This is a genomic window from Priestia sp. SRI_019, from assembly GCF_057586255.1.
Window position 1 is genome coordinate 799,188 of record NZ_JBYCZN010000002.1, and the last position, 21,970, is coordinate 821,157.

At 38.6% G+C, this 21,970-nt stretch carries 27 protein-coding genes; 6 read left to right on the top strand and 21 right to left on the bottom strand.

Going from position 1 to position 21,970, the window contains the following annotated elements:
* Positions 1 to 8: 8 nt before the first annotated feature.
* The 3 genes from AC2YJL_RS14400 to AC2YJL_RS14410 form a co-directional block, all read right to left on the bottom strand.
* On the bottom strand, positions 9 to 611 hold the full coding sequence (locus AC2YJL_RS14400) for a YpjP family protein (protein ID WP_028413645.1): 603 nt from the start codon (positions 609 to 611) through the stop codon (positions 9 to 11).
* Between the two features lie 383 nt (positions 612 to 994).
* A complete protein-coding gene (locus tag AC2YJL_RS14405; RefSeq protein WP_230932815.1) occupies positions 995 to 1,771 on the bottom strand; it encodes a class I SAM-dependent methyltransferase in 777 nt (258 codons plus the stop codon).
* Between the two features lie 134 nt (positions 1,772 to 1,905).
* Positions 1,906 to 2,343, bottom strand: coding sequence for a BrxA/BrxB family bacilliredoxin (locus AC2YJL_RS14410; RefSeq protein WP_013056693.1), 438 nt, complete (start codon positions 2,341 to 2,343; stop codon positions 1,906 to 1,908).
* A 241-nt stretch (positions 2,344 to 2,584) separates the two neighbouring features.
* On the opposite strand from AC2YJL_RS14410, the gene AC2YJL_RS14415 reads away from it, so the two are divergent.
* Positions 2,585 to 3,469, top strand: a complete 885-nt coding sequence (locus tag AC2YJL_RS14415; protein WP_230932458.1) for a polysaccharide deacetylase family protein — start codon at positions 2,585 to 2,587, stop codon at positions 3,467 to 3,469.
* A gap of 31 nt (positions 3,470 to 3,500) precedes the next feature.
* Here AC2YJL_RS14415 and AC2YJL_RS14420 read toward each other — a convergent pair whose 3' ends face one another.
* From AC2YJL_RS14420 to AC2YJL_RS14445, 6 genes are all read right to left on the bottom strand, one after another.
* A complete protein-coding gene (locus AC2YJL_RS14420) occupies positions 3,501 to 4,625 on the bottom strand; it encodes a conserved virulence factor C family protein (protein WP_097823632.1) in 1,125 nt (374 codons plus the stop codon).
* Positions 4,626 to 4,688: 63 nt separating this feature from the next.
* Positions 4,689 to 6,587, bottom strand: coding sequence for an ABC-F family ATP-binding cassette domain-containing protein (locus tag AC2YJL_RS14425; RefSeq protein WP_230932457.1), 1,899 nt, complete (start codon positions 6,585 to 6,587; stop codon positions 4,689 to 4,691).
* On the bottom strand, positions 6,568 to 7,221 hold the full coding sequence (locus AC2YJL_RS14430; RefSeq protein WP_195694374.1) for an HD domain-containing protein: 654 nt from the start codon (positions 7,219 to 7,221) through the stop codon (positions 6,568 to 6,570). Before AC2YJL_RS14430 ends, AC2YJL_RS14425 begins: the two co-directional genes overlap by 20 nt.
* A gap of 124 nt (positions 7,222 to 7,345) precedes the next feature.
* Entirely contained in the window at positions 7,346 to 7,822 is a 477-nt protein-coding gene (locus tag AC2YJL_RS14435) for a glutathione peroxidase (protein ID WP_029714486.1), read from the bottom strand.
* Between the two features lie 61 nt (positions 7,823 to 7,883).
* On the bottom strand, positions 7,884 to 8,402 hold the full coding sequence (locus tag AC2YJL_RS14440; protein WP_025752028.1) for a hypothetical protein: 519 nt from the start codon (positions 8,400 to 8,402) through the stop codon (positions 7,884 to 7,886).
* 278 nt (positions 8,403 to 8,680) lie between these two features.
* Positions 8,681 to 10,369 (bottom strand): formate--tetrahydrofolate ligase, encoded by a 1,689-nt coding sequence (locus tag AC2YJL_RS14445; protein ID WP_251567920.1) that lies wholly within the window; start codon positions 10,367 to 10,369, stop codon positions 8,681 to 8,683.
* Between the two features lie 346 nt (positions 10,370 to 10,715).
* Between AC2YJL_RS14445 and metA the strand changes: the two genes are divergently transcribed.
* Positions 10,716 to 11,627 carry a homoserine O-acetyltransferase MetA gene (metA, locus tag AC2YJL_RS14450; RefSeq protein ID WP_043982019.1) on the top strand — a complete coding sequence of 304 codons (912 nt, stop codon included), beginning with the start codon at positions 10,716 to 10,718 and terminating at the stop codon, positions 11,625 to 11,627.
* Positions 11,628 to 11,841: 214 nt separating this feature from the next.
* On the opposite strand, the gene AC2YJL_RS14455 is transcribed toward metA, so the two are convergent.
* A complete protein-coding gene (locus AC2YJL_RS14455; RefSeq protein WP_251567917.1) occupies positions 11,842 to 12,570 on the bottom strand; it encodes a hypothetical protein in 729 nt (242 codons plus the stop codon).
* A 103-nt stretch (positions 12,571 to 12,673) separates the two neighbouring features.
* Here AC2YJL_RS14455 and AC2YJL_RS14460 point away from each other — a divergent pair, with 103 nt between their 5' ends.
* Positions 12,674 to 12,919 (top strand): hypothetical protein, encoded by a 246-nt coding sequence (locus AC2YJL_RS14460; RefSeq protein ID WP_050690031.1) that lies wholly within the window; start codon positions 12,674 to 12,676, stop codon positions 12,917 to 12,919.
* 10 nt (positions 12,920 to 12,929) lie between these two features.
* Here AC2YJL_RS14460 and AC2YJL_RS14465 read toward each other — a convergent pair whose 3' ends face one another.
* From AC2YJL_RS14465 to AC2YJL_RS14485, 5 genes are all read right to left on the bottom strand, one after another.
* Positions 12,930 to 13,127, bottom strand: coding sequence for a hypothetical protein (locus AC2YJL_RS14465; protein ID WP_230932455.1), 198 nt, complete (start codon positions 13,125 to 13,127; stop codon positions 12,930 to 12,932).
* 341 nt (positions 13,128 to 13,468) lie between these two features.
* A complete protein-coding gene (locus tag AC2YJL_RS14470; RefSeq protein WP_050690033.1) occupies positions 13,469 to 13,711 on the bottom strand; it encodes a hypothetical protein in 243 nt (80 codons plus the stop codon).
* Between the two features lie 29 nt (positions 13,712 to 13,740).
* A complete protein-coding gene (locus tag AC2YJL_RS14475; RefSeq protein ID WP_223260161.1) occupies positions 13,741 to 13,941 on the bottom strand; it encodes a hypothetical protein in 201 nt (66 codons plus the stop codon).
* 639 nt (positions 13,942 to 14,580) lie between these two features.
* Positions 14,581 to 14,769, bottom strand: coding sequence for a hypothetical protein (locus AC2YJL_RS14480; RefSeq protein WP_014460480.1), 189 nt, complete (start codon positions 14,767 to 14,769; stop codon positions 14,581 to 14,583).
* Positions 14,770 to 14,853: 84 nt separating this feature from the next.
* Positions 14,854 to 15,264 carry a hypothetical protein gene (locus tag AC2YJL_RS14485; protein WP_025752021.1) on the bottom strand — a complete coding sequence of 137 codons (411 nt, stop codon included), beginning with the start codon at positions 15,262 to 15,264 and terminating at the stop codon, positions 14,854 to 14,856.
* 160 nt (positions 15,265 to 15,424) lie between these two features.
* Here AC2YJL_RS14485 and AC2YJL_RS14490 point away from each other — a divergent pair, with 160 nt between their 5' ends.
* Positions 15,425 to 16,156: a polysaccharide deacetylase family protein gene (locus AC2YJL_RS14490; protein ID WP_230932454.1), complete on the top strand. Its 732-nt coding sequence runs from the start codon at positions 15,425 to 15,427 to the stop codon at positions 16,154 to 16,156.
* A 464-nt stretch (positions 16,157 to 16,620) separates the two neighbouring features.
* The gene (locus AC2YJL_RS14495) at positions 16,621 to 16,785 is read left to right on the top strand and encodes a hypothetical protein (protein ID WP_013056680.1); all 165 of its coding nucleotides are present in this window, start codon (positions 16,621 to 16,623) and stop codon (positions 16,783 to 16,785) included.
* Between the two features lie 122 nt (positions 16,786 to 16,907).
* On the opposite strand, the gene AC2YJL_RS14500 is transcribed toward AC2YJL_RS14495, so the two are convergent.
* Positions 16,908 to 17,603 (bottom strand): peptidoglycan-binding protein, encoded by a 696-nt coding sequence (locus AC2YJL_RS14500; RefSeq protein WP_251567914.1) that lies wholly within the window; start codon positions 17,601 to 17,603, stop codon positions 16,908 to 16,910.
* A gap of 122 nt (positions 17,604 to 17,725) precedes the next feature.
* Entirely contained in the window at positions 17,726 to 18,475 is a 750-nt protein-coding gene (locus AC2YJL_RS14505) for a Cof-type HAD-IIB family hydrolase (RefSeq protein WP_195694393.1), read from the bottom strand.
* A gap of 245 nt (positions 18,476 to 18,720) precedes the next feature.
* Between AC2YJL_RS14505 and AC2YJL_RS14510 the strand changes: the two genes are divergently transcribed.
* Positions 18,721 to 19,563: a sulfurtransferase gene (locus tag AC2YJL_RS14510; RefSeq protein WP_195694395.1), complete on the top strand. Its 843-nt coding sequence runs from the start codon at positions 18,721 to 18,723 to the stop codon at positions 19,561 to 19,563.
* 75 nt (positions 19,564 to 19,638) lie between these two features.
* Here the strand turns inward: AC2YJL_RS14510 and AC2YJL_RS14515 are convergent, their stop codons facing one another.
* The 4 genes from AC2YJL_RS14515 to AC2YJL_RS14530 all read right to left on the bottom strand — a co-directional run bounded on the left by AC2YJL_RS14515 (position 19,639) and on the right by AC2YJL_RS14530 (position 21,938).
* Positions 19,639 to 20,283 carry a FusB/FusC family EF-G-binding protein gene (locus AC2YJL_RS14515; protein ID WP_230932452.1) on the bottom strand — a complete coding sequence of 215 codons (645 nt, stop codon included), beginning with the start codon at positions 20,281 to 20,283 and terminating at the stop codon, positions 19,639 to 19,641.
* Positions 20,284 to 20,418: 135 nt separating this feature from the next.
* Positions 20,419 to 20,688, bottom strand: coding sequence for a CD3324 family protein (locus AC2YJL_RS14520; protein WP_025752015.1), 270 nt, complete (start codon positions 20,686 to 20,688; stop codon positions 20,419 to 20,421).
* Between the two features lie 375 nt (positions 20,689 to 21,063).
* Complete coding sequence (locus tag AC2YJL_RS14525) at positions 21,064 to 21,192, bottom strand: YuzL family protein (protein ID WP_013056674.1); 129 nt, start codon at positions 21,190 to 21,192, stop codon at positions 21,064 to 21,066.
* A gap of 65 nt (positions 21,193 to 21,257) precedes the next feature.
* Complete coding sequence (locus AC2YJL_RS14530) at positions 21,258 to 21,938, bottom strand: class I SAM-dependent methyltransferase (protein ID WP_050690040.1); 681 nt, start codon at positions 21,936 to 21,938, stop codon at positions 21,258 to 21,260.
* Between the last annotated feature and the right edge of the window lie 32 nt (positions 21,939 to 21,970).

A 21,970-nucleotide genomic window follows, 5' to 3' on the forward strand; every position in this document is an offset into this window, starting at 1 on the left:
GTCTATTATCAGCTAAACCATTTAGGCGGCATGTTTCGGTTCCAATAAATTTTCCCTAAATCATAATGCTTCTGAAAATTATCTGCAGCCGCATGATAGTGAAAATTAAACCAGTATCCATCTTTTGGAGGATTTTCACGCCGTACATGAAATCGTATTAAGTCCTGACCGGTTTCCCGGTCATATACATGGAAAATCTTTTCACCGTAGCCAGCAGCAGGATGCTCGCTTATCTCGAGATTCTGAATCGACTGTTCACGCTCAGTGCCAATGTCGGTCAGCACTTCTTCAATTTTAGGTAACACTGCTTGACGAAATTCATCTTCAATGACAGGTCCAATTTTTGTTCCGAATTTTTCCACTGACTGTTTTTCAGCTGATTCCATTGCATACGTAACAAATGATGAAACGTCTTCATATTTTGGTTCTTCATATGGCAAATGAATATCTTCTATAACAGCTGTGACAGGAGTTGTTTCTCTTACATACCCTGCTTTATGTTGCTTGTCCGCTTTTGCATCATCAACGTATAAATATTCTGGTGGAGTGACAAGCCCAAATGTAAATACTGTAATAAATACAATTAGCATTCTTTTTATCCATCTAGGCATTCGTATCTTTCCTTTCTCATCTTTTCCCATATGGTCTTTTCATATCGTAAAATTCATTGTTATAACTCACTAGGTATTGTAACATACTTATTAATTTTTTACCTATATTTGCTTATTCATTTATGCTGCCTACGGGCATTCGACGACTTTTTAGTTAGCACCTTCCTTCTTCTGTTTGAGCTTGTCACACCGAGCGGAAACCTATACAAGATATTCCTTTTTTGCTGGATGCTTAAACACAAAAGTATTTTTATGTTCAAAAATATATCATACTTTTATGAACTTTAGATGAAATTCATAAAAAAAACTTCCAAAACTTTTTAATCCCTAAAAGGTTTTGGAAGTCTTTTCAATGATCGGGATTCATTTTACTTTTTTGTTTATTATTGTATATCAATTGTCCCGTAATGAAATTTTGATGTTTTTCGTTTTTGTACGGTAAATCCATGTTCTTCAAAACGAGTGCTTTTCCAATGATCTTTTAGCACGATCTTTTGTTTGGCTACTCTTTTTGCTTCTTGTATAGCCATTGGCGTCAGCGTAGTATAAAGTGCTATTGCTTTAATACCGTTAATTCCATTCGATTCATCAATTTGCTCTTGAAACATAGGATCAAAGTAGACAACATCAAAAGAATTATCTTCACAACAAGCCAAAAACGCTTCAAAATTTTGATGAACCACGTTTATACGCTTCATTGCATCGTTCAACTCTTGTACGTCACTTTCCCAATTTAAAAGCCCTTGTTTGACTAAATAAGCTACATAGCGGTTGCCTTCTAGTCCGACAACTTTCCCGCTTTCCCCTACCGCTGCGCTCGCCATCATACTATCCGATGCAAGACCAAGTGTACAGTCAAGCACGCTCATTCCTTTTTCTAAACCAGCAGCTTCAATAAACGGATCACGTTCTCCCCGCAGCCATCTCTTCACTCTAAACATAGCGGAGTTTGGATGAAAAAAAATAGGTTCCTCTTCGTTTTGAACGTGCAACTCTACTCTATTCTTACCGACAACCAGCACATCTGCAGCTTGAAGATTCTGAAGATCTGCAACGGATTTCTTCTCTCTTACTACAAAAGGTATACTTAAATCAGCGGCTACTTGTTTGGCTTTTACAATCATCTGTTCATTTGTTCGACCAGCAGTCGTAACAATCACTTTCATAACTCCCCCTACACTGTTTGGCTATTTACATAAAGAAAAAGGATGCCGATAGACATCCTTTTTCTTATAAAGTATATGCGATTTTTCTCTAAAAATCTATATACTAGATGTGACAAAAGCAGGACATTTTATGAACAGTGCTGCTTAAAGCCATTTAAAATGTTTTCAAAAATAACTTCTAACGGCTGACCTTCAATTTCATGTCGAGGAATAAAATGAACGACTTCTTTTCCTTTTAAAAGCGCCATAGACGGTGATGAAGGCTCAATGTCCCCAAAATATTCACGCATTTTAGCTGTTGCTTCCTTATCTTGGCCAGCAAAAACAGTTACCACTTGATCTGGTTTTTGCTCAGACTGTAAGTACGCTTGCGTTGCTGCAGGACGTGCTAAACCAGCAGCGCATCCACAAACTGAATTAACGACAACAAAAGTTGTGCCTTCTACGTTTTCCATAAAATCAACTACGGCTTCCTCTGTTGTTAATTCTTCATAACCAGCTTGAGTTAATTCTTGACGCATTGGTTTAACTAACTGACGCATATATTCTTCATATGCCATTGACATATTAACATTCCTCCTAACAATCATTCACGCTAAAAGCATACTATAAAAACCAGGAAAAATCTAGCTACTCACTCTTCAAATCCTTATCGCTGTCCCGTTCTCCTTTTCCATTTGACAAAAAAAGATTAAAACCGGGTCATATCATCTAATTTTTTTCCATAAAAATGTCGATTTTTACTATTAATATTCCATTTTTTGTACTATAGTAGTAAATAGTAGTTTAGTAGAAAGGATTTTCAAATTGAACCAGCGATTTAAACCGAACAAGCGATTTAAGCCAAACAAACGATTTTATGCATTTTTGTCTTTAGTGTTAGTGATCGTCGCTTCTTTGTTTTTTATTACAGAAGCCAAAGGAAGTGAATCCGCTGCATCTCAGCAAGTATTAGCATCTACTGCGTTGCCGCTGAAAGAAGCTACATCTTCAGCACAGCCTGAGAAGCTGCTTAATACACTTCATCATAATATGTATGTAGGAAATACGGTGAACGATCAAAATCAAGCTCTTACACAGCCTGTTTACCTTACGTTTGACGATGGTCCAACACCTGATACTCTTCATATTTTAGATGCTTTGCGTCAATATAACGTAAAAGCAACTTTCTTTATGTTAAAGCATCAAATTGACGCTCACCCTGAAATTGCTAAAAAAGTAGCACAGGAAGGACATGCCATCGGCTGTCACGGCGTCTCTCATGATATTCATGTCATGTATAGTGAAGACGGCGCCGCGTTAAAAGAAATGCAGGAGTGTCAAGCGACAGTGAAGAAAGTAACCGGTGTTGACAGTAAGTTAATCCGCGTTCCTTACGGCAGCGTTCCTTATTTAAAAGAGCCGCACCGTACAGAGTTGCTAAGCCACTTTAAATTATGGGACTGGAATGTAGACAGTGAAGACTGGGCACTTCGTTCTGCACCTAGAATTATTCAGGGCCTTGAACCTCATATTCAAGGGGTTAATTCCAATGGAAGAACACCAGTCATTTTATTTCATGATAAATCCTTTACGGCACAATCCCTTCCTGCTATTTTGACTTACTTAAAGCAGTCGGGCTATCAGCCTATTAAAATTGATAACACCATGCAGCCTATGCAGTTTCCAATTCCCGCTGCAAAACAGTCGTAAAAAAAGATCATTCAAGTGAATGATCTTTTTTTTATGCTTTTCTGCTTTCCGTCATTTGTTTCCAAACAGAACCTTTTGCTTCTTCTCCCCCTTCGATACGTTCAATTGCTAGCTTGATTTGTAAATCTACCTCAAATTCTTTATCATTCTCTGCTGCTTTTAATGCAGAAAGAGCCGTCTCGTCCCCTACCTCGTATAAATACATAGCTGCACGCCAGCGAACAAGCTTGTTTTTATCACCAAGAGCTTCACACATTGCCGGAATACCTTCTTCAAAACCTAAATCTGACATGCAGTCTCCAGCAGTACGGCGCACAGTGACTGATTTGTCTTTTAAGGCTTTGTATAAATAAGGCAGTACCGCTTTTGATTCAATCATTCCTAAGTAGACCGTAGCTAAGCGGCGAATAGATGCTTTTTCATCATCAAGCGCTTTATTTAAAACGTCTAAATCAGCTTCTGTTGGATCCATTTGTTCTAAATGGGCATAGCGCACTGACCAATCGTTGTCTTCTAGCATTTCTTCTGTAACTTTATAGGTTTTACGCGGTTGTACAACTTTTCCGCCTTCTTTTTCTTCTTGTGCATTAGCCACAAGGCGAGTTAATCTTTCTTGCGGATATGCTGCTGCTAGCTCTTCCACTACTTCGTCTCCGATAGCCGCTAACTCTCCGTAACGAACGCCTTGTTCTTTCCATTTCCGTTCTAATACCACATTATCTGAAAAACGTTGAAGTTCTGCTACCGCTTTTGCGAATCGTTCGGGGAGACCAAAGCGCTTTTCTTCATTTCCGTCCGTTAGCTTGACTTGCATCGGTACATTTTTGAACATTTGAACTGACACATTGACCTCACCAAAATGCTCATTCATTTTGTGCTGCTCGCTGCTGCTTTGCAAATCTTCACCAAACGCTGCACGAACTTGCGGCAAAATTTGCTTCCAGTCATATTTGGCATTTCGCTCTACTGCTAAGAAGTCCGCTACGTGGTAGACTCCTTTTACCCCTTCTACTTTCAAGATGTCTTGAACAACTTCAGGCGCTGCTTCAGCATTTTTTTCCGTATAGTTATTGCTTTTTCCGCCTGATAGCACTTCGTCTAAATTAATTTTCATTGTATTCGGACTTGGCGTTGGCTCAATTGATTTAATGTTCATATCGTATCGTACTCCTCTCATTAAAATTGTAGCATGTGCTTTATACTCAGTCTAACGACTTGTTTACGCGTTTTCAATTTCTTCAATCAGCTCTGAAAGCTCTGCCCAGCGATCAAGCAGTGCATTTAATTCTTCATTTGCTTTTTCTTGTTCTAACGATAGGTTATGCGCTTTTGTATAATCGCTGCCCACCTGTTCAATTTCACTTGTTAAGCGGTCAATTTCTTCTTCTTTTGCTGCAATATTATCTTCGATTTCTTCCCATTCTTTTTGTTCTTTATACGTTAAGCGACGCTTTTTTGTTTTCTCCGGCTGTTTTGGCTTTTCTTCTTTCACTTTAGCCTGCTGAACCATTGCCTGCTTCTTCTTCATCGCTTCTTCCAATTGATCTGTATAAGCGCCAAAATAAATCGAAATGTTTCCTTCTCCTTCAAAAACTAGTAAGTAATCTGCTACTTTATCCAAGAAATAGCGATCATGCGATACCGTGATCACAACACCTGGAAATTCTTCGAGGTAGTCTTCAAGCACCGTTAGCGTTTGAGTATCCAAATCATTAGTCGGCTCATCTAGAAGCAAAACATTTGGCGATGTCATTAATAATTTCAATAAGTATAAACGACGGCGCTCTCCTCCGGACAATTTTTGAATCGGTGTTCCGTGCGTATGTGAAGGAAATAGAAATCTCTCAAGCATTTGCGACGCAGAGATCATTTTTCCATCCGTCGTATGCACAACTTCTGCCGATTCTTTAATATAATCAAGCATGCGTTGATTCAAGTCCATATCATCGCTTTCTTGGGTATAGTAAGCAACTTTAACCGTTTGTCCTCTGTCAATTTCACCGCTGTCCGGCTCAATGCGTCCTGCAATCATATTCAACAGGGTAGACTTTCCGCTTCCATTTTTTCCGACAATTCCAATTCGATCTTGTTTTTTCACGATGTGCGTAAAATCTGAAAGAATGATTTTATTTTCATACGTCTTAGACACATCTTTTAATTCAAACACTTTTTTCCCAAGGCGACTGCCTGCTAAACTTAAATCCAGTGATTCTTTTTCAGAGGAATCGATTTTCCCTTCTAATTCATCAAATCGCTGGATACGCGCTTTTTGCTTAGTCGTACGCGCTTTTGCTCCTCTGCGAATCCAAGCCAATTCATTGCGGTATAAGTTGCTTAATTTTGCTTGAGTTGCTTTTTCCTGCTCTTCTCGAATCGCTTTTCCTTCTAGAAAAGCACCATAGTTTCCTTTATAGCTATATAAATTCCCACCGTCTAATTCAAAAATTCGGTTTGTAACAGCATCCAAGAAATAGCGATCATGAGTAACAAGCAGCACGGCTCCTTGATATTTGGATAAATATTCTTCGAGCCATTTAACGGTCTCATAATCTAAGTGGTTAGTCGGCTCATCTAAGATCAGTAAATCAGGTGTTTGAATTAGGCTTTGCGCAATGGACACGCGCTTTTTCTGTCCACCTGAAAGCTCACCAATTTTTGCACTCATATTTGAAATTCCAAGCTTTGTTAAAATCGACTGTGCGTTAGAATTGGCTTCCCATGCGTTCATCGCATCCATTTTCTGCTGTAAATCATACAATGTTTGCTGATTTCTTTCGTTTGCAGAGTCTTGCTCTAACGCATACAGAGCTAGCTCATAGTTTTTTAATAAGTTAAGAAGAGGCGTATCTCCGCTGAAAACTTGCTCCAGAACCGTTAAGTCTTCATCAAAATCCGGATGCTGCGGTAAATATGTCACGCTGTAGTCTTTAGCATGAACAATATCTCCTTCGTCTCCGAGCTCTAAACCTGCGATAATTTTAAGAAGCGTTGATTTCCCTGTTCCGTTTACACCGATTAAGCCGATTCGCTCATTTTCCGTAATGGTAAATGTTAGTTGATGAAACAGCTCTTTTTCTCCATACGTTTTTGTTAAGTTTTCAACAGTCAGCATTTTCATAATGATAATTCCACTCTTTCTTAAATTGAACTAAAAATTCTTTCATATATGTATGTCGCTCTTGCGCTAGAGACCGTGCTGTTTGAGTATTCATTAACGCAGTGAGCTTTAATAACTTTTCATAAAAGTGTGCAATAGCCGTTGATTTGCCGTGTCTATATTCTTCTTCCGTCATCTCACTTCGTACAGCAATGTTTTCATCATACAAAGCCGTGCCTTTAGCACCTGCATACGTAAACGTACGTGCGATACCAATTGCACCAATCGCATCTAAACGATCTGCATCTTGAACAATTTCACCTTCAAGCGTATCCATAGCCGGACGGTTTCCGCCTTTAAATGACATCGTTTGTAAAATGTGAACGATATGCTTGCAGTTCTCTTCTTCTACCTGATGACTCTTCAGCCACTCCCACACTTCTTCGTACGCCTTTTCAACATCTTCCACTAGCTTATCATCTACAACATCGTGTAAAAGTGCGGCTAGTTCGATAACTTCCCGATTGCCGCCTTCTTTTTTATATAAAAGCACTGCATTTCGACGCACGCGATCGATATGCTGCCAGTCATGACCCGTTGTGTCATGCGCAAGCTTTGCTTGAACCCACTTTTCCGTTTCCACTATTTTATTCATTTGCTCACCTCAATTATATCCACCATTATTTTAGCACAAAGTGAGGCGCTCGTCTCACTGACAGCGGATCACCGTCTGAAAACCCTTGCTTAAAAATAAAAAACAGATGGAGATCCACCTGCTTTTACAGCAATTCTTTTATATCTTTTTGAATATCTTTTGGTGCAGTTTGAGGTGCGTATCGCTTCACAACTTCACCTTGACGATTCACTAAAAACTTTGTAAAATTCCACTTTATCCCTTTGGAACCTAGTAGGCCCGGTGCTTGTTCTGCTAAGTATGTAAATAACGGGTGTGCATGCTCCCCTTTTACATCTACCTTTGCAAACATCGGAAACGAAACGCCATAGTTTAACTCGCAAAATTGTTCAATATCATTTGAACTTCCTGGCTCTTGACCACCGAACTGATTGCAAGGAAAACCTAGAACCGTTAGACCGTTTTCTTTTTCTTCTTCGTACAGCGCCTGCAAATCTTTATATTGAGGGGTGAAGCCGCACTTGCTAGCTGTATTTACAATCAACAGCACGTCACCTTGATAGTTAGATAGCGATACGTTTTCGTCTTTAATTGTTTTTGCCGAGTATTCATACACGCTCATCAAAACGCCTCCTTTTCCCTATTGTAATTCACTTTATTTCGGAAATACAACTGAAACGCTCTTATGATTTGTCGTAAAGAACCTTTAGCTGATCAGTCGTTTGCAGCATGTAATCAATCATCTCGATTAAATCTCCTACTTGGTCTTCGTAAATAAACCGGTTAAAGGTTACCTCAATATTGTTTTCATATTCGCTTCCTCCGACTTCATGAGTAATACGCTGCTTCACAACTCTTGTTGTTCCCCAGATCCGCTCACACATTTCCTGGATGTTTTGAAACTCAGCTTCTTCAAACGGTTTTTGTTTTTTTAGCTGAAAGTGAATATAAACTGTACACCCTGGTTTTTCTACACGGGAAGGCGTTAATTCAGCATGAATGTTGTCTAAGTCGGTTGATAAAGTTAGCGACGCGGTACAGCAAAAATGCTGTTGAAAAGAAATGCGGTACGTTCGAGTAAACTGAGCTAAGTCTACAAAATCTTCGCGATTCGTAACAGATACTTGCCCAGACAAGTCAAGATCATAGATCTCTCCTTCTACAACAACTTTTAAATTATCAAATACAATTGGATCAAACATTTCAACTACTTCCTTTTTTATAAAATACGAACAGTCAGCTCTTCTTCTTTCTTGCCAAATTAATTCATAACATACCTGTTATTTTGTTTTATATTGCAAGAAAGAGATTGAGACACAACTAAGTCCACCCAATCTACATCTAGAAGCCACTACACCCATGAAACTTCTTTTTACCATAACTATGAAAAAATCCGAACGAGTTTGATTCTTCATCAAGAATCTTGCTTCATCGTTCGGATTTTCCTTCAACTAAAACACTCTTACCCTAGCCTCTTCTCTTAAAAAATCCCTAGTGCATGTCCATTCTCGTCAATATCCATATTGAGCGCAGCAGGTTTTTTTGGAAGGCCAGGCATTGTCATAATTGAACCTGTTAGCGCCACGAGAAACCCAGCTCCGAGTGAAGGACGGAATTCCCTTACCGTAATCTTAAAATCAGTTGGTCGCCCAAGCTTCGTCTGATCATCACTTAACGAATACTGCGTTTTGGCCATACAGATTGGCAGGTGATCCCATCCGTTTGCTTCAAATTGCTGTATTTGCTTTAACGCTTTTGGAGCAAAATCTACGCCTTGTGCTCCGTATACGGTTTTAGCAATAGCTTCTACTTTTTCTGGAATCGAAGCTGACACATCGTAAAGAGGAGAAAACTGACTTTCTGTCTCGTTCATGACTTCAAGAATTTTTTCAGCAAGCATGATGCCGCCTTCTCCACCTTTTTCCCATACTTCTGTTAAAGCAACTGGAACATTCTTTGAAGCACACCAATTCATAAGCGCTTCTACTTCACCTTTTGAGTCCGTCACAAAACGGTTCACGGCTACAACGTAAGGAACGCCGAATGCCTGAATCGTTTCAATATGTTTTTCAAGATTTTCAATTCCCGCTTCTAAAGCCTCAATGTTTTCTTCATTTAAACGCTCTTTAGGAACGCCCCCATGCATTTTCAGAGCGCGGATTGTCGCAACGATTACTACCGTTTCGGGTTTAATATCTGCCATACGAGCTTTAATATTTAGGAATTTTTCTGCGCCTAAATCTGCCCCAAATCCCGCTTCTGTTACTACATAGTCGCCTAGTTTTGCAGCCATTTTTGTGGCAATGACGCTATTGCAGCCGTGGGCAATATTAGCAAAAGGACCTCCGTGAATGAGGGCTGGAGTGTGTTCCAACGTCTGTACAAGGTTTGGTTTAATCGCATCTTTTAAAAGAAGAGTAAGCGCTCCTTGTGCACCTAAGTCTGCAACCGTTACAGGCTCATTGTCCATGTTATAAGCTACCACAATAGACGCTAAGCGACGCTTCAAGTCTTGTAAATCTGACGCTAAGCAGAAAATAGCCATAATTTCTGATGCCACCGTAATATCAAATCCATCTTCTCGAGGAACACCCTGCATCGGACCGCCTAATCCAATGACGACCTGACGCAACGCGCGGTCGTTTAAATCCACCACTCGTTTCCAGGTGATTTTACGTGTATCAATACGCAATTCATTGCCTTGATGTATATGGTTATCTAAAATAGCCGCCAGCGCGTTGTTAGCTGTTGTGATGGCATGCAGGTCTCCAGTAAAGTGTAAGTTAATATCCTCCATCGGAAGCACTTGAGCATAACCGCCGCCAGCGGCACCTCCTTTAATTCCCATTACCGGACCAAGAGATGGTTCACGCATGGCGACAATCGCTTTTTTACCTAATCTATGTAATGCCTGAGCTAAGCCGACTGTCACTGTCGACTTCCCTTCTCCTGCTGGAGTTGGATTAATAGCTGTAACTAAAATCACTTTTCCATCTTGTTTTGTGTGTAAACGTTCCATAACGGACAAAGAAAGCTTGGCTTTATAATGTCCGTACGGCTCTAGCTCGGTCTCTAAAATATCCAGCTGCTCGGCAATCTCTTTAATCGGTTTAATGGTTGCCTCTTGTGCAATTTGCAAATCACTTTTTATTTGCTTCTTAGTTGTCATATAAAAACCCCTTTTCTGCTGAGAATTCTTTTTAAACACTTCATCAAAAAAGGATAAAATCCATTTTCTGGGGGAGATATGAAGTTTAATGAATACAGGATGCGCTGTAAATTTTACTGAGTTTCAGTCAAGCAAAAAAAGCACAGCGACGCTCCAGTTTAACCTTATTGTACCATTTCATTTTAGCCATTACGCACATTAATGCTCTTTTTTTTCAAAATTCAATTGCTTAATATTCTGTATATTCCTATAATAGTATATTGTACATAAATGTTGAACCTCATTTTCACGTGAGAAAGAACATTTATACGCGTCATTACTTCGAAATCGAATAGGAGGAATTTTATTGCCTATTAATATTCCACGTGATCTTCCGGCAAAAGAAATTTTAGAAAAAGAGAGAATTTTCATCATGGACGACGTGCGCGCGGTTAACCAAGAAATTCGCCCGCTTAATATTGTTATCCTAAACTTAATGCCGGAAAAAGAAAAAGCTGAAACGCAATTATTACGTTTACTCGGGAACTCGCCGCTGCAAGTGCATATTACACTTCTTTACACAGCAAGCCATAAAGCAAAAACAACGAGTAAAAATCACCTAGATCAGTTTTATAAAACGTTTGAACAAATTAAAGAACGAAAATATGACGGAATGATTATTACAGGGGCACCTGTAGAACATATACCATTTGAAGAAGTAAACTACTGGAAAGAACTTCAAGAAATTATGGATTGGTGTAAAACAAATGTGACTTCTACCCTTCATATCTGTTGGGGAGCTCAAGCCGGACTTTATCATCACTTTGGCATTGACAAGCGACCTCTTTCTGATAAATGCACGGGTGTATTTACGCATGTGGTATCGAGTGAAGAACCGATTAAGCTGCTGCGAGGATTTGATGATGTCTTTTATTCTCCTCATTCTCGTCACACCGACGTCGACATGAATGAAGTAAAAAACCATCCTGGGCTTGAGCTTCTTTCCTACTCTGAAGAAGCTGGTGTTTATATGGCGATGTCTAAAGACGAAAAGTTTGTTTTCGTTACAGGTCACCCAGAGTACGACGTTCAAACACTGCAGGAAGAATTTCTTCGAGATACAGAAAGAGGGCTAGAACCAAAGCTTCCGGAACACTATTTCCCAAACAATGATCCTGACAAAAACCCTTTAAAAACATGGCGTTCTCATGCCAACCTGCTGTTTATGAATTGGTTGAACTATTATGTTTACCAAGAGACTCCATATCTGTGGGAATGAAAGAACCGATCTGTCCCAGTATTCAATTAAATTACGCATGCTCTTTTTTGTGTTAAAACTGCAGCAGCCGAGAAACAAACTAAAAAACCTGCTACTCCAAACAAGTAGCAGGTTTTCTATTACTAATTCTTCTTTATTCCGCAATTAAAGCTTCCTTTCAGAAATTCAGCATCAACAACACTGCTTTTGAAATCCAACATTCACATACTATTTCTTATTCCCCCTTTTCATCTTCATTTAGTTTTGTTTCATCCATTTCCTTCGTTTGTTCTTCTATCATTGTGTCCAGCCACTGGGGCGGCTTACCGTCTTGGCTTTCATTGTATACTTCCGATATACCTTTTTCTTCCAAAGAGGATAAGATGTCATGAATGTCATTTTGATTACCTAAAATATTGCCGAATCCTTGACTCACTTTTTTATGACTTCTAAAGTTTGTCGGAAAGTTATTGCCAAAATTCACAGCTGAAGCATCTTCGATTGTGCCAATGTGGATGTCACCTATGCTAAAAGTGGATTCTAGAGCTTGATCAGGCTCCCTCATTTCTTCCGTATGGATTAGTCTGTAAGGAACGCTTCTTTCATTAATTTTAACTGATATTTCAGAAGGGCCCTTTTCTTTATTTTTTGCTTTATTATTTTGACTACCCGATTTCCCATTAACATCAGAGTCATTTGTTGTTTGTTTACCTTTCTTTACCGGCGCTTGATATCGATTCGTTTGCGCAGGAAAAGTATTACCAATATTCAACGTTCCACTGAGTTCCTTTACATCAATATGTTCTAAATAATAAGACAGTTCGTCCAAGTTCAGTGTTTCAACGTTCTTTATATCCAAATGAAAAGAGTGGACCTTTTCTTTTGAAAGTTCATGCAGGTTTTTTTCTAAACTTGTGAGCCTTTTTTCAATGTTTTGGAGTATATTCAGCACCTTTTCATCCATAGAGTTTGACCCCTTATTTGATTTAACACTTTTAGCCCATTTACAACATATAGTAGTGTATTAGATAACTTGAACTAATGTCTCATATGTATCGGGAGGAATTATGAAAATACACCTTTGTTCTCCTCAAATCGTTTTTGATGATCTCACCGTAAATGCGGTTAAAAACAACGCAGGAGTTTTTATAGGGAAGAATGTTCAACAAAATTGGGAAACTACGATCAGCAGCAGTAATTCAGGTTTCGGCACAATTTCGGGAGATGATAATCAACTATCCTATAACACACATCTTGTTCTTGGTGAAGATGATGTAAATGATTCTTTTGAGCAAGTCGCAAAGAAAGCTTAACTCTACGTTCTTATTCATCATTCTTTTTAGGGATTTTCGCCACGGTGGTATTATTTAAAATTTTATTAGAATCACCAACTATTTTTCCGAAACCGTCAGAAATTCGACTTTTATGACTCCATTTATATTGAATATTAACGCCATAAAATAGGCCTGAACTGTTTTGAATTTTATTTACTTTGATGGAATGATAGTGAATATTAGACATAAAAACACCTCACAGACAGCAGTTTACTTCATCACATTCAATATAAAACTGAAAATACATTATCTTATGTTTAAATTCTTATCTGTTTACCTCAAATTGAACGTCTCTTTAATCATTTGAGCTTTTACGTCTTTTCTATGATACTTACTCCGTTTACGATAAAAGTATTCCTGTCATTACCTTTTGGTCTATGTTAATAGCTGCGATTACATCCTAAAATAAGCTAGCAAAAAACCATCTGTATAAAAGATGGTTTAACTCTATTACTAATCTATTCTCGCCACTCTGACAGAATAATAAGAGTGCTTAAAGGGGTATTTGCAGAACCCGTTTTTCCTCATTTAACTTTGTGTAACAGGGGCGTTGTTGACATCTATATTTTCAGAAAAATAGGAATCAACGACGTCATTATCGTTAATAACATTTACCATTTGAGAGGCAAAGTTATTATAGCCAATTATTTCACCAAACCCCGTATTACTTTTCCAATTCACTTCCCAATCTGATTGAGTATTTTCTCCTGTGAAAATACCAGAGTTATTAGAAATATACGTAACATTAAGATTAGTAAATTTTATAATCAACTTTTCTCAACTTCTTTCATCTTCTTTTCCTAGAACTGAGAAACTGGCTGAGGATTAATATTTTCCGGCTGAGTAATTGGCGTATCACAAACATCCTGATCATTAATGATATTTGTGCTGCCCAATATAGCTGAATTTATAGCAAAACCGTTTCCTAAGTTAAATTTACCTTGGGAATTCCAATCTGGCTGGCTATTTTGACCTGAAGCAATTACTGAATTGGACACCATACTTACCACGTTTATTTGGTTGAAAATGACGGAAACAGGCATTAGTCAATTCCTCCGTTTTCTAAAATTTTAATATAGTGTATGCTTCCTTTTAAAGTATGGTTCAATCGATTTTCTGCAATCAAAAATGTTAGTTAGGTCTTACAATTAGTCATTATACCTACTCTTCTTATAAATCGTTTTGCACTTGCCCTAATCAGCAAGCCTGAAGGGCGAAATTTATTGATTATCCTTAGGAAAAAAATTATTTAGCTATCTTTTTGCACAGCTATGTTTTTCTTTTTAATTTTCATTTAGAACATAGTTTTATCAAATAAACAGAGAGATTGAGACATAACGAAATCGATCTACAGACAAACAAATGAAATAAATGGTCTAATATGGATCGCTTGTTTCACCACTGTTGATTTCCGTACAAGACTTCGCTTTCCGCGGGCGGCCGATGAGCCTCCTCGCCGCTTCTGTTCCTGCAGGGTCTCACCTTTTCCGCTTTTCCCCAGAAGTCTTCACCTTACCCTCCAATCAACAGCTAGAAGCACCTACATACTGCCTACGTTCACTCTACCAATGAAAAAATCCGAACGCGTTTGATTCTTGGTGGAGAATCAAACGCGTTCGGATTTTCTTGTCCCAGCTTTTTTAAAGTTCTTTAATATATTCAATGACCGAATCTGGAAATTCGTTTCGAATTCCGCAATTCCCACAATAAAATCCGCTATATTCGTCTGTCGCAACGTACTGTCTTAAAAGAAACAATGTTAACCTGTTTGGGAGACCGCATTCTGTGCAAAACGCCAGGTATTTGCTGCGCTGTCTGTTTGCTGACATACGTTTCATCCTTTCGATTAACTATAGAAAGCGTTTTCTTATTTATATGGAGCTTTCTTGTTAGTTTATGACAGCAATTACGGTCTATCTCCAATTATTGTCGCGACGAGAAGGGCGGAATAAACGCAGAATTAAATTAATTATAAGCACAATAGCTAAAATGTTAATTAACAACCCAAAAATCCCGCCCAGTGCACCCATATGACCAAGCAAACCGCCAAATAACATCCCTGCCAGGCCGCCATAAAGCAGTCCACGAGCGAATCCTCCTCGTTTTGAACGGGTAACGCCTCGATTTACAGTTCCATTTCTGCGGTTTGAAAAATTAGACCTCGGCTCATTTTGTCTAACACTTGGCTGTCTATTAAACGACCGCTTCCCCGAACGATACGACCTTGCACTTGCGTTATAGTCATCATGATAGGAAATATATTCAGCTAAGGGAGATAAACTTAGCGAAAAAATCAATGCTACGGCAATCATTATTTTTTTCATCTGCTTTTTCCTTTCTTCACCTAATAGTAACTGTTTATTATAGTACGCTGTTTCATTCATATCATACGCTTTGACACAAAAGGGAAATTCAGCTTCATACAAAATTTTTAATCGGGTATCATAACGTTATACTTTGCCCTAGAAAGGAGCGTGCATGTACATGATACGAAAAATTAGCGTACTGCTTTTCACACTGTGTTTCTTATTTAATGGAGCCCTTCCTGCACTATGTAAAGCGGAACAAGTAAAAAATGTAGCTGTGCGTGACCGTTTGCTTTATCAAGGTAATAACCAACTAAAGCAAACCGCCCTAACATTTGATGATGGACCGGATCCGCGCTTTACTCCACATGTATTGGATCAATTGAAAAAGCATGGTATTAAAGCAACCTTTTTTCTTATTGGGGCAAAAGCTCACGAACACCCTGAGCTGGTGAAAAGAATGGTAGCCGAAGGTCATGCTGTTGGGATTCATACCTATTGGCACCCCAATTTACTAAAGGAATCTACTGAAAAGTTTCACTGGGAAATTGCCAAAACTCAGGCTATTATTAAAAACATTACCGGTTTTGAAACACAGCTGTTTCGTCCTCCATATGGAAATTTAACGAAAGAAATGATCAACGAGCTGCCAAATGAAAATGTCTATGCGATTAACTGGTCTTCTGATTCATTAGACTGGAAGCAAATCCCAGAAACAGAAATCACCAATAATGTATTTAAGAACATGCATGCCGGAACAATTGTTTTGATGCACGACGGCGGCCATTGGACCATGGACCTTTCTAACACCGCAAAGTCACTGGATACCATCATTCCTAGACTTAAGCAAGAAGGATATCATTTTGTGACCGTCCCAGAACTTTTGCACATCCCTTATCCAAAAAATTAAGCTCCAAAGAGTTTCTGATTTAGAAACTCTTTGGAGCTTTACGATTTCCCTTGATAGAAAGTAAATATGCCTCTCCTACAAAAAGAGCGTGTCAAAAGATCTAATTCAAATCCATCTTAACACTCAAAAATATGCCTTATTTCTTCAAAACATTATCATACTAAAGATACAAAAAGAGACATTCTTTTTTTGTTCCATCCCTCTACAATAGAGGGAATTTACGGATAACCTCTAAAATAGGTTTTAAGTTGCATGATTAGGAGTAAATATTACTATAACTACTCTCATATTTTTAGACAAGCTGCATATATATAAAATGAGAGAGTCGAACGCATTCCACATATCCCTAAATTTCTTCTTCTCACAAAAAAATTGACGAACTTTTTTTGTCAACAGGTGCGTATAGATATGATAGAATTCCTATATAATGACCTGGATTCATTTCTAAACAAGGAGTTTTGACTATGATTAATGAACAAGAGACGTTGTTATTTATTAAAGAACTTGGCCGCTTGTTGAAAGACTATCAAAACTGTTCAAACGCCTCTGTAAAAAGTGAAATATATAAAGATATCGTGTTGTTGAGCAATGTTATCCAGTTAGATCACGTGAACGTTTCTTACGCTTAGAAAATCCTTTTTATTTCTTTATAAATTTCAGTTTTTCTACTATAACTACAGAAAAGGAAGAAAGGAGACGATTTCCATCCATCTCCTTTCTTCCTTTTCTCGTTATCGGTTTTTATGGTTATTTAGAACATAGTTTTATTAAAATTATTGTAGAGCTTTTCGAGTGTTTTCGGTCCAACTATTCCATCTACCTGCAGATAAAGTGCTTGTTGAAAAGCTTTTACCGCTTTGAAAGTGGAAGACCCGAATATACCGTCTGCGCCTCCAAAAAGAGAATAACCTAAGTGAATAAGCATACGCTGAATTAACTGTACGTGATTTCCTCGATCTCCGTATTTAATTAACATGCTTGAAGCCTTTGGCGTCTGTTTTTTAGGTCCTTTTCCACTTCGAAGCTCCGACAAAGATAAACCGAATGTATATTGAAAATGAGGGTAATCTTTTAAGCTTGTCCAATCTCCTCCCCATTCCAACCCAATCCTTTTTCCTATCTCTCCCGCTTTGTCCCATCTTCGATCAATGGTCCAGTCAACTTTTCCGTCGTTATCGAGCAGCGCAATGTCAAAAGCTAGTCCATAGTTGTGATAAGAATACCCGCCTTTGGCATTAGTCACAATACTTCCTGGTGTTGTTCGGCCTTGTGAATATAGTTTGTGCTGATGCGCTATCGATCTAAATCCTTCAGTGATACTAACAAATATGCTTTCTTTATATGCTTGCCCAATGAGCTCGTACGCTTTTTCCTGCACTATTTCATGTACATCTTGCAACTTATTTTCTGCTTTTTGTAACAGCTTGTCTAATGATAAATCACTCATACTCCCCACTCCTTAACTAGATGGCTTCTCCTTATATATACGTATAAGACGAACTCTAAGGGAGGCATCCAGTATCAGTTTATGCGGGAAGCAGTTAAGTTGTGCAACATGGAGAGCTGCTGTTATTTCAGCACCCAGTGGCTGATAGCCTTCGCTACTCCGTTATTGACATTTGTATCTGTCACCCAGTCCGCTGCTTCTTTTACAGCTTCCTGAGCATTTCCCATGGCGATTCCACACCCTGCCGCTTCAATCATAGCCATATCATTTAAGCTGTCTCCCATGGCAATGACTTCATCCATTGAAATGCCCAAACGTTCACATACGGTCATGATCCCTTTTGCTTTGTTAATACCAAGTGCATTAATTTCTAGATTCGTTAAACTAGAGTTGCTAATTTCAAAATCTGAAATGCCTGCTATTTGTTTCAGCACATCTTCTCGTAAAGCATCATCTGGAATATCGTAGCCAAACTTCAGCCATTCCTGTGAGGCAATATCTTCTGGAAATTCGTCTCTCCATACTTTATCCGTAGTCACCGCCCAAAAGTTAAGCTTATGCTCTTGCGTTAAATTCCACATCTTCTCTATATAAGCAGCATCAATTAACTTTCGTTCTACAAGCTCTCCAGATTCATCCCAAATTTCACTTCCGTTTACTGTAATAAGGTAAGAAGATAGCTGAAGAGACTGCGCATATTCACGGCATGTTAAAAGAGATCGTCCCGTGCTTAGCACCACATGAACACCTTGTTCTTGAGCTTTAGCAATGGCATCACGATTTTCTTTAGAAATTTCTTGCTGATTGTTCAGCAGCGTTCCATCCATATCTAGTGCGATCAGTTTAAATTCTTTCTTTTCATTTGTTTGCATCTTTCTCTCTCCTTCTCTTCAATAGTAGGTATGACATTACGCTGAGCATTTGACTTACACTATGTAACTCTTATTATAACTGTAGCACAGGAGCATTTCGCTCTGCATCAGATAAGCGTTAAAATGGTCAATTATTCTACGGGGAATAATTGAAGGAAAACAAAATAGCTTTGCCGTAATTTACATATAACGCTTTTCATTTTTAGTTATTTCAACTAGAATTTTGGTAAAAGGATGTGAATGTTATGAATACTATTATTTCACCAGCAGACTTACATACTGCATTACAGCAACCTCAACACTCCATTGTGTTGCTTGACTGCCGATTTACCCTTGGAAATTCTGAGGCAGGCGCAAGCGCTTATCAAAAGGAGCACCTCCCGCATGCTCATTACTTGGATTTAGAGAAAGATTTGTCTTCTGCAGCTGCTTCTCCCGGAGGCAGACACCCGCTGCCTGACGTTCAAAAGCTAGCTCAAAAGCTCGGCAGCTTAGGAATTAATGCTGATTCAAAAATCGTCGTTTATGATGAACAAAACGGAATGATGGCTTCAAGAGCATGGTGGCTACTGCGATATATAGGAATTGAAGACGTGAAAATTTTAAATGGAGGTTTTAATAAATGGAAGCAATCGGGATATGAAACAACGAAGAACGTACCAGAAGCTTCTCCTCAAACGTTTGTACCTTTCGTTCAACAAGATTGGGGACTCGCAGGAGTTGAATACGTAAAAGAGAATCTTCATAACCCTAATGTTGTTCTTATCGACTCTCGTGAAAAAAGGAGATATCTCGGCTTAGAAGAACCCATTGATTTTGTAGCAGGACATATCCCAGGCGCCATTCATTCTTTCTGGCAAGATGTGTTAACTTCAGAAGGTTTGTGGAAAACAGATAAAGAGTGGAAGGAAATGTTTTCAGCTATTGATTCTCACGCTGAAATCATTGTATACTGCGGATCGGGTGTATCTGCTTGCCCGAACGTTTTAGCTTTAAAATCAGCAGGTTTTCCAAATGTAAAATTATATGCCGGCAGCTGGAGCGATTGGATTAGCTATCGTGACAATCCAATCGAGAAAAACAGATAGACAAAGAAGGCTCAGTCTCACCAAAAGTATAGAGGCTGAACCTTCTCTTTTTGTATTCTTCTTATTAGGCGCATGTTATTTACTAAGCCTTAACATAAAATCATGAAGCCGCTCTAAGGTAAGCAAATTTTGATTACATGCTTCGCTATCTTGACAAATATAATTTCCTCGTTGTGTAAATGTCCCTTGAACAGTTCCTTTGATTTCAGCAGTGAACATACCGACTTCCTCGTAGCTGTGGCAAAGTGTGCATATTCCCTTCTGGTTGATAGGTTTAAACGTTCCTTGAATACCTTTTAACTTCTGGGTATCCGGATCCTGCGCTACGATAAACTTTCTGTTTGAGCCTTTATCGATCCAGCTGACATAGGAAATGCTCGTTAGATCAATGCTATCAGCAGAAGGGACTTTTAACTTTTTCACTTTTGGAAACAGCTTTTTCACGCCAGCTTCTGTAAAAGATTTAAATGGAATCACGTAAGGCTTTATCGTTTCTAAAAACACCTCTGCTTGCTCCTTATTTCTAACCTCAGCAACTGACAGCAGTAATTCTTCCTGTTCATCGCTAAGAACATCAAACACATTTAATACTTTTTCTTTTGCAAGAGCTTTTAAAGCCTGCAGCACATCAGAATTGTTTACTGTTCCATGCCCATTGATAAGAATTTGCGCTTGGCTTTTGATAAAATTATATTGATCATTTCTTATAAACGCTTCCACGTTCTTCACTCCTTCTTCATTTAATCAGCTACTTTTTACTTTACCGTACGGATTCCTTTTATGAAATGTAAAAAATAAATCAGAAATAAACTATACCTAAAAAAGCGCAGGCATTCAGTTGCCAGCGCTTGATTTCTACCGTTGCTTTTTATATACAATTTTTTTGATGGTTTCGGTTGATAAAAAGTATTCACGGGCTAGTTCCTCAATTGAAGTTCCTTTTTCAAACAAATTCTTAATCCGTTCGTTTCGCTCGTCAATCAACTTTCTTCCACCAGAGCAAGTTCCCCATTTTCTTTTTGCCTTCTGCGGCTTTGGAATATAAATGGTTTCTCCTTGAATGTATTTTTGAATTTCACTAATCAGCTCTTCAGGTAAAATATTTGTTGCTTTTACATACGTCATTTCTGCCAGCTCCTTATGTGGTTTTGCTTATACAATAAGGGGCAAAGCCGTATATATTAGAAATGAGATATGCGCGGTTAGGCGATGTCTATTACTAAACCGTCCACCCCATGCAAAGTATCGCCTTTCTAATATCAGGCTTTGCATGAGACGCTGCAGTATCCGGTAAACATCTTTTATTTACCATTTATTACACCTCCACTTTACATCGAATGTAAACCAAACTTGTATAAAATTACAATTATTGGCTCAGATTTTATTATAAGCTATCTATAATCTTGCACACAATACCTTCTTATTTATAAAACTGACCCCATAAATAAAACGAACTTGCAGGGAGCTCGTTGTTCTCCCTGCAAGTTCGTTTTATTTTTGTTATGAACGCTTCTGCTTTTTGTTAGCTGAACTGCTTTGAACACCTTGTTCAGAAGTGGTCGTCCCTTGTCCTTCTACATTTGGTGAACCCAGCTCTGATTTTGAGCGGTCTTTTTTAATTTTACTCATGTCACTCACCTCCAGTTTGTAGTGTACCCTTTGTACAGCTACATATAAGGAGAGGTGTGCTGTTTTTATTGTTTCTTGAGCATAAATAGCCATAGAAACGTTAAGGCTTGCTTTAATTCATTTGGGAGCTGTCCAATCAGTTTATCTGTAACATTTCGCTTATATACACCTTCGCCATCGATTACTTCCCATCCATTTTCTTTTGCAAGCTGTTCAAACTCCCACGGCATCATCGTATTGCAAATAACGTCTTCACCATATAGTCTTTGAAAACTATTGGTACGAGGCTGAGCAGTTGGTCCAAGAATACCTACACATGCATATCCTCCTGTTTTTACAACTCGGTGCAATTCCTTCAAAGCTAATCGCGGGTGCTCCGTCCATTCTAGGGCGTTGATTACCATAACCCCTTCTACTGATTCAGAAGACAGCGGAAGCTGCATAATATCAGCTTGAGCGAACGACAAATTTTCACTTTTATGCAGCTGGGATGCTTTTTGAATCATTTCTTCTGATAAATCAAGACCGACTGCTTTATATCCAGAAGCAGCTAGAAGAGACGTTCCAAACCCATCACCGCAGCCCACGTCTGCCACTATACCACCTGATTTAAGATGTTTTTGAATAAATGGAATCACTGTTTTCCGACTTCCGTTTTTCCACATCTCTTCACTTCGGCTATTCCAAAATGAGACTTTTTGATTCCATTCGTCTTGAGCTTGATCATGCCAATTAAATGTTGTCATTTTTTATCCCCTTTGCACTCTTTTCTTTACCT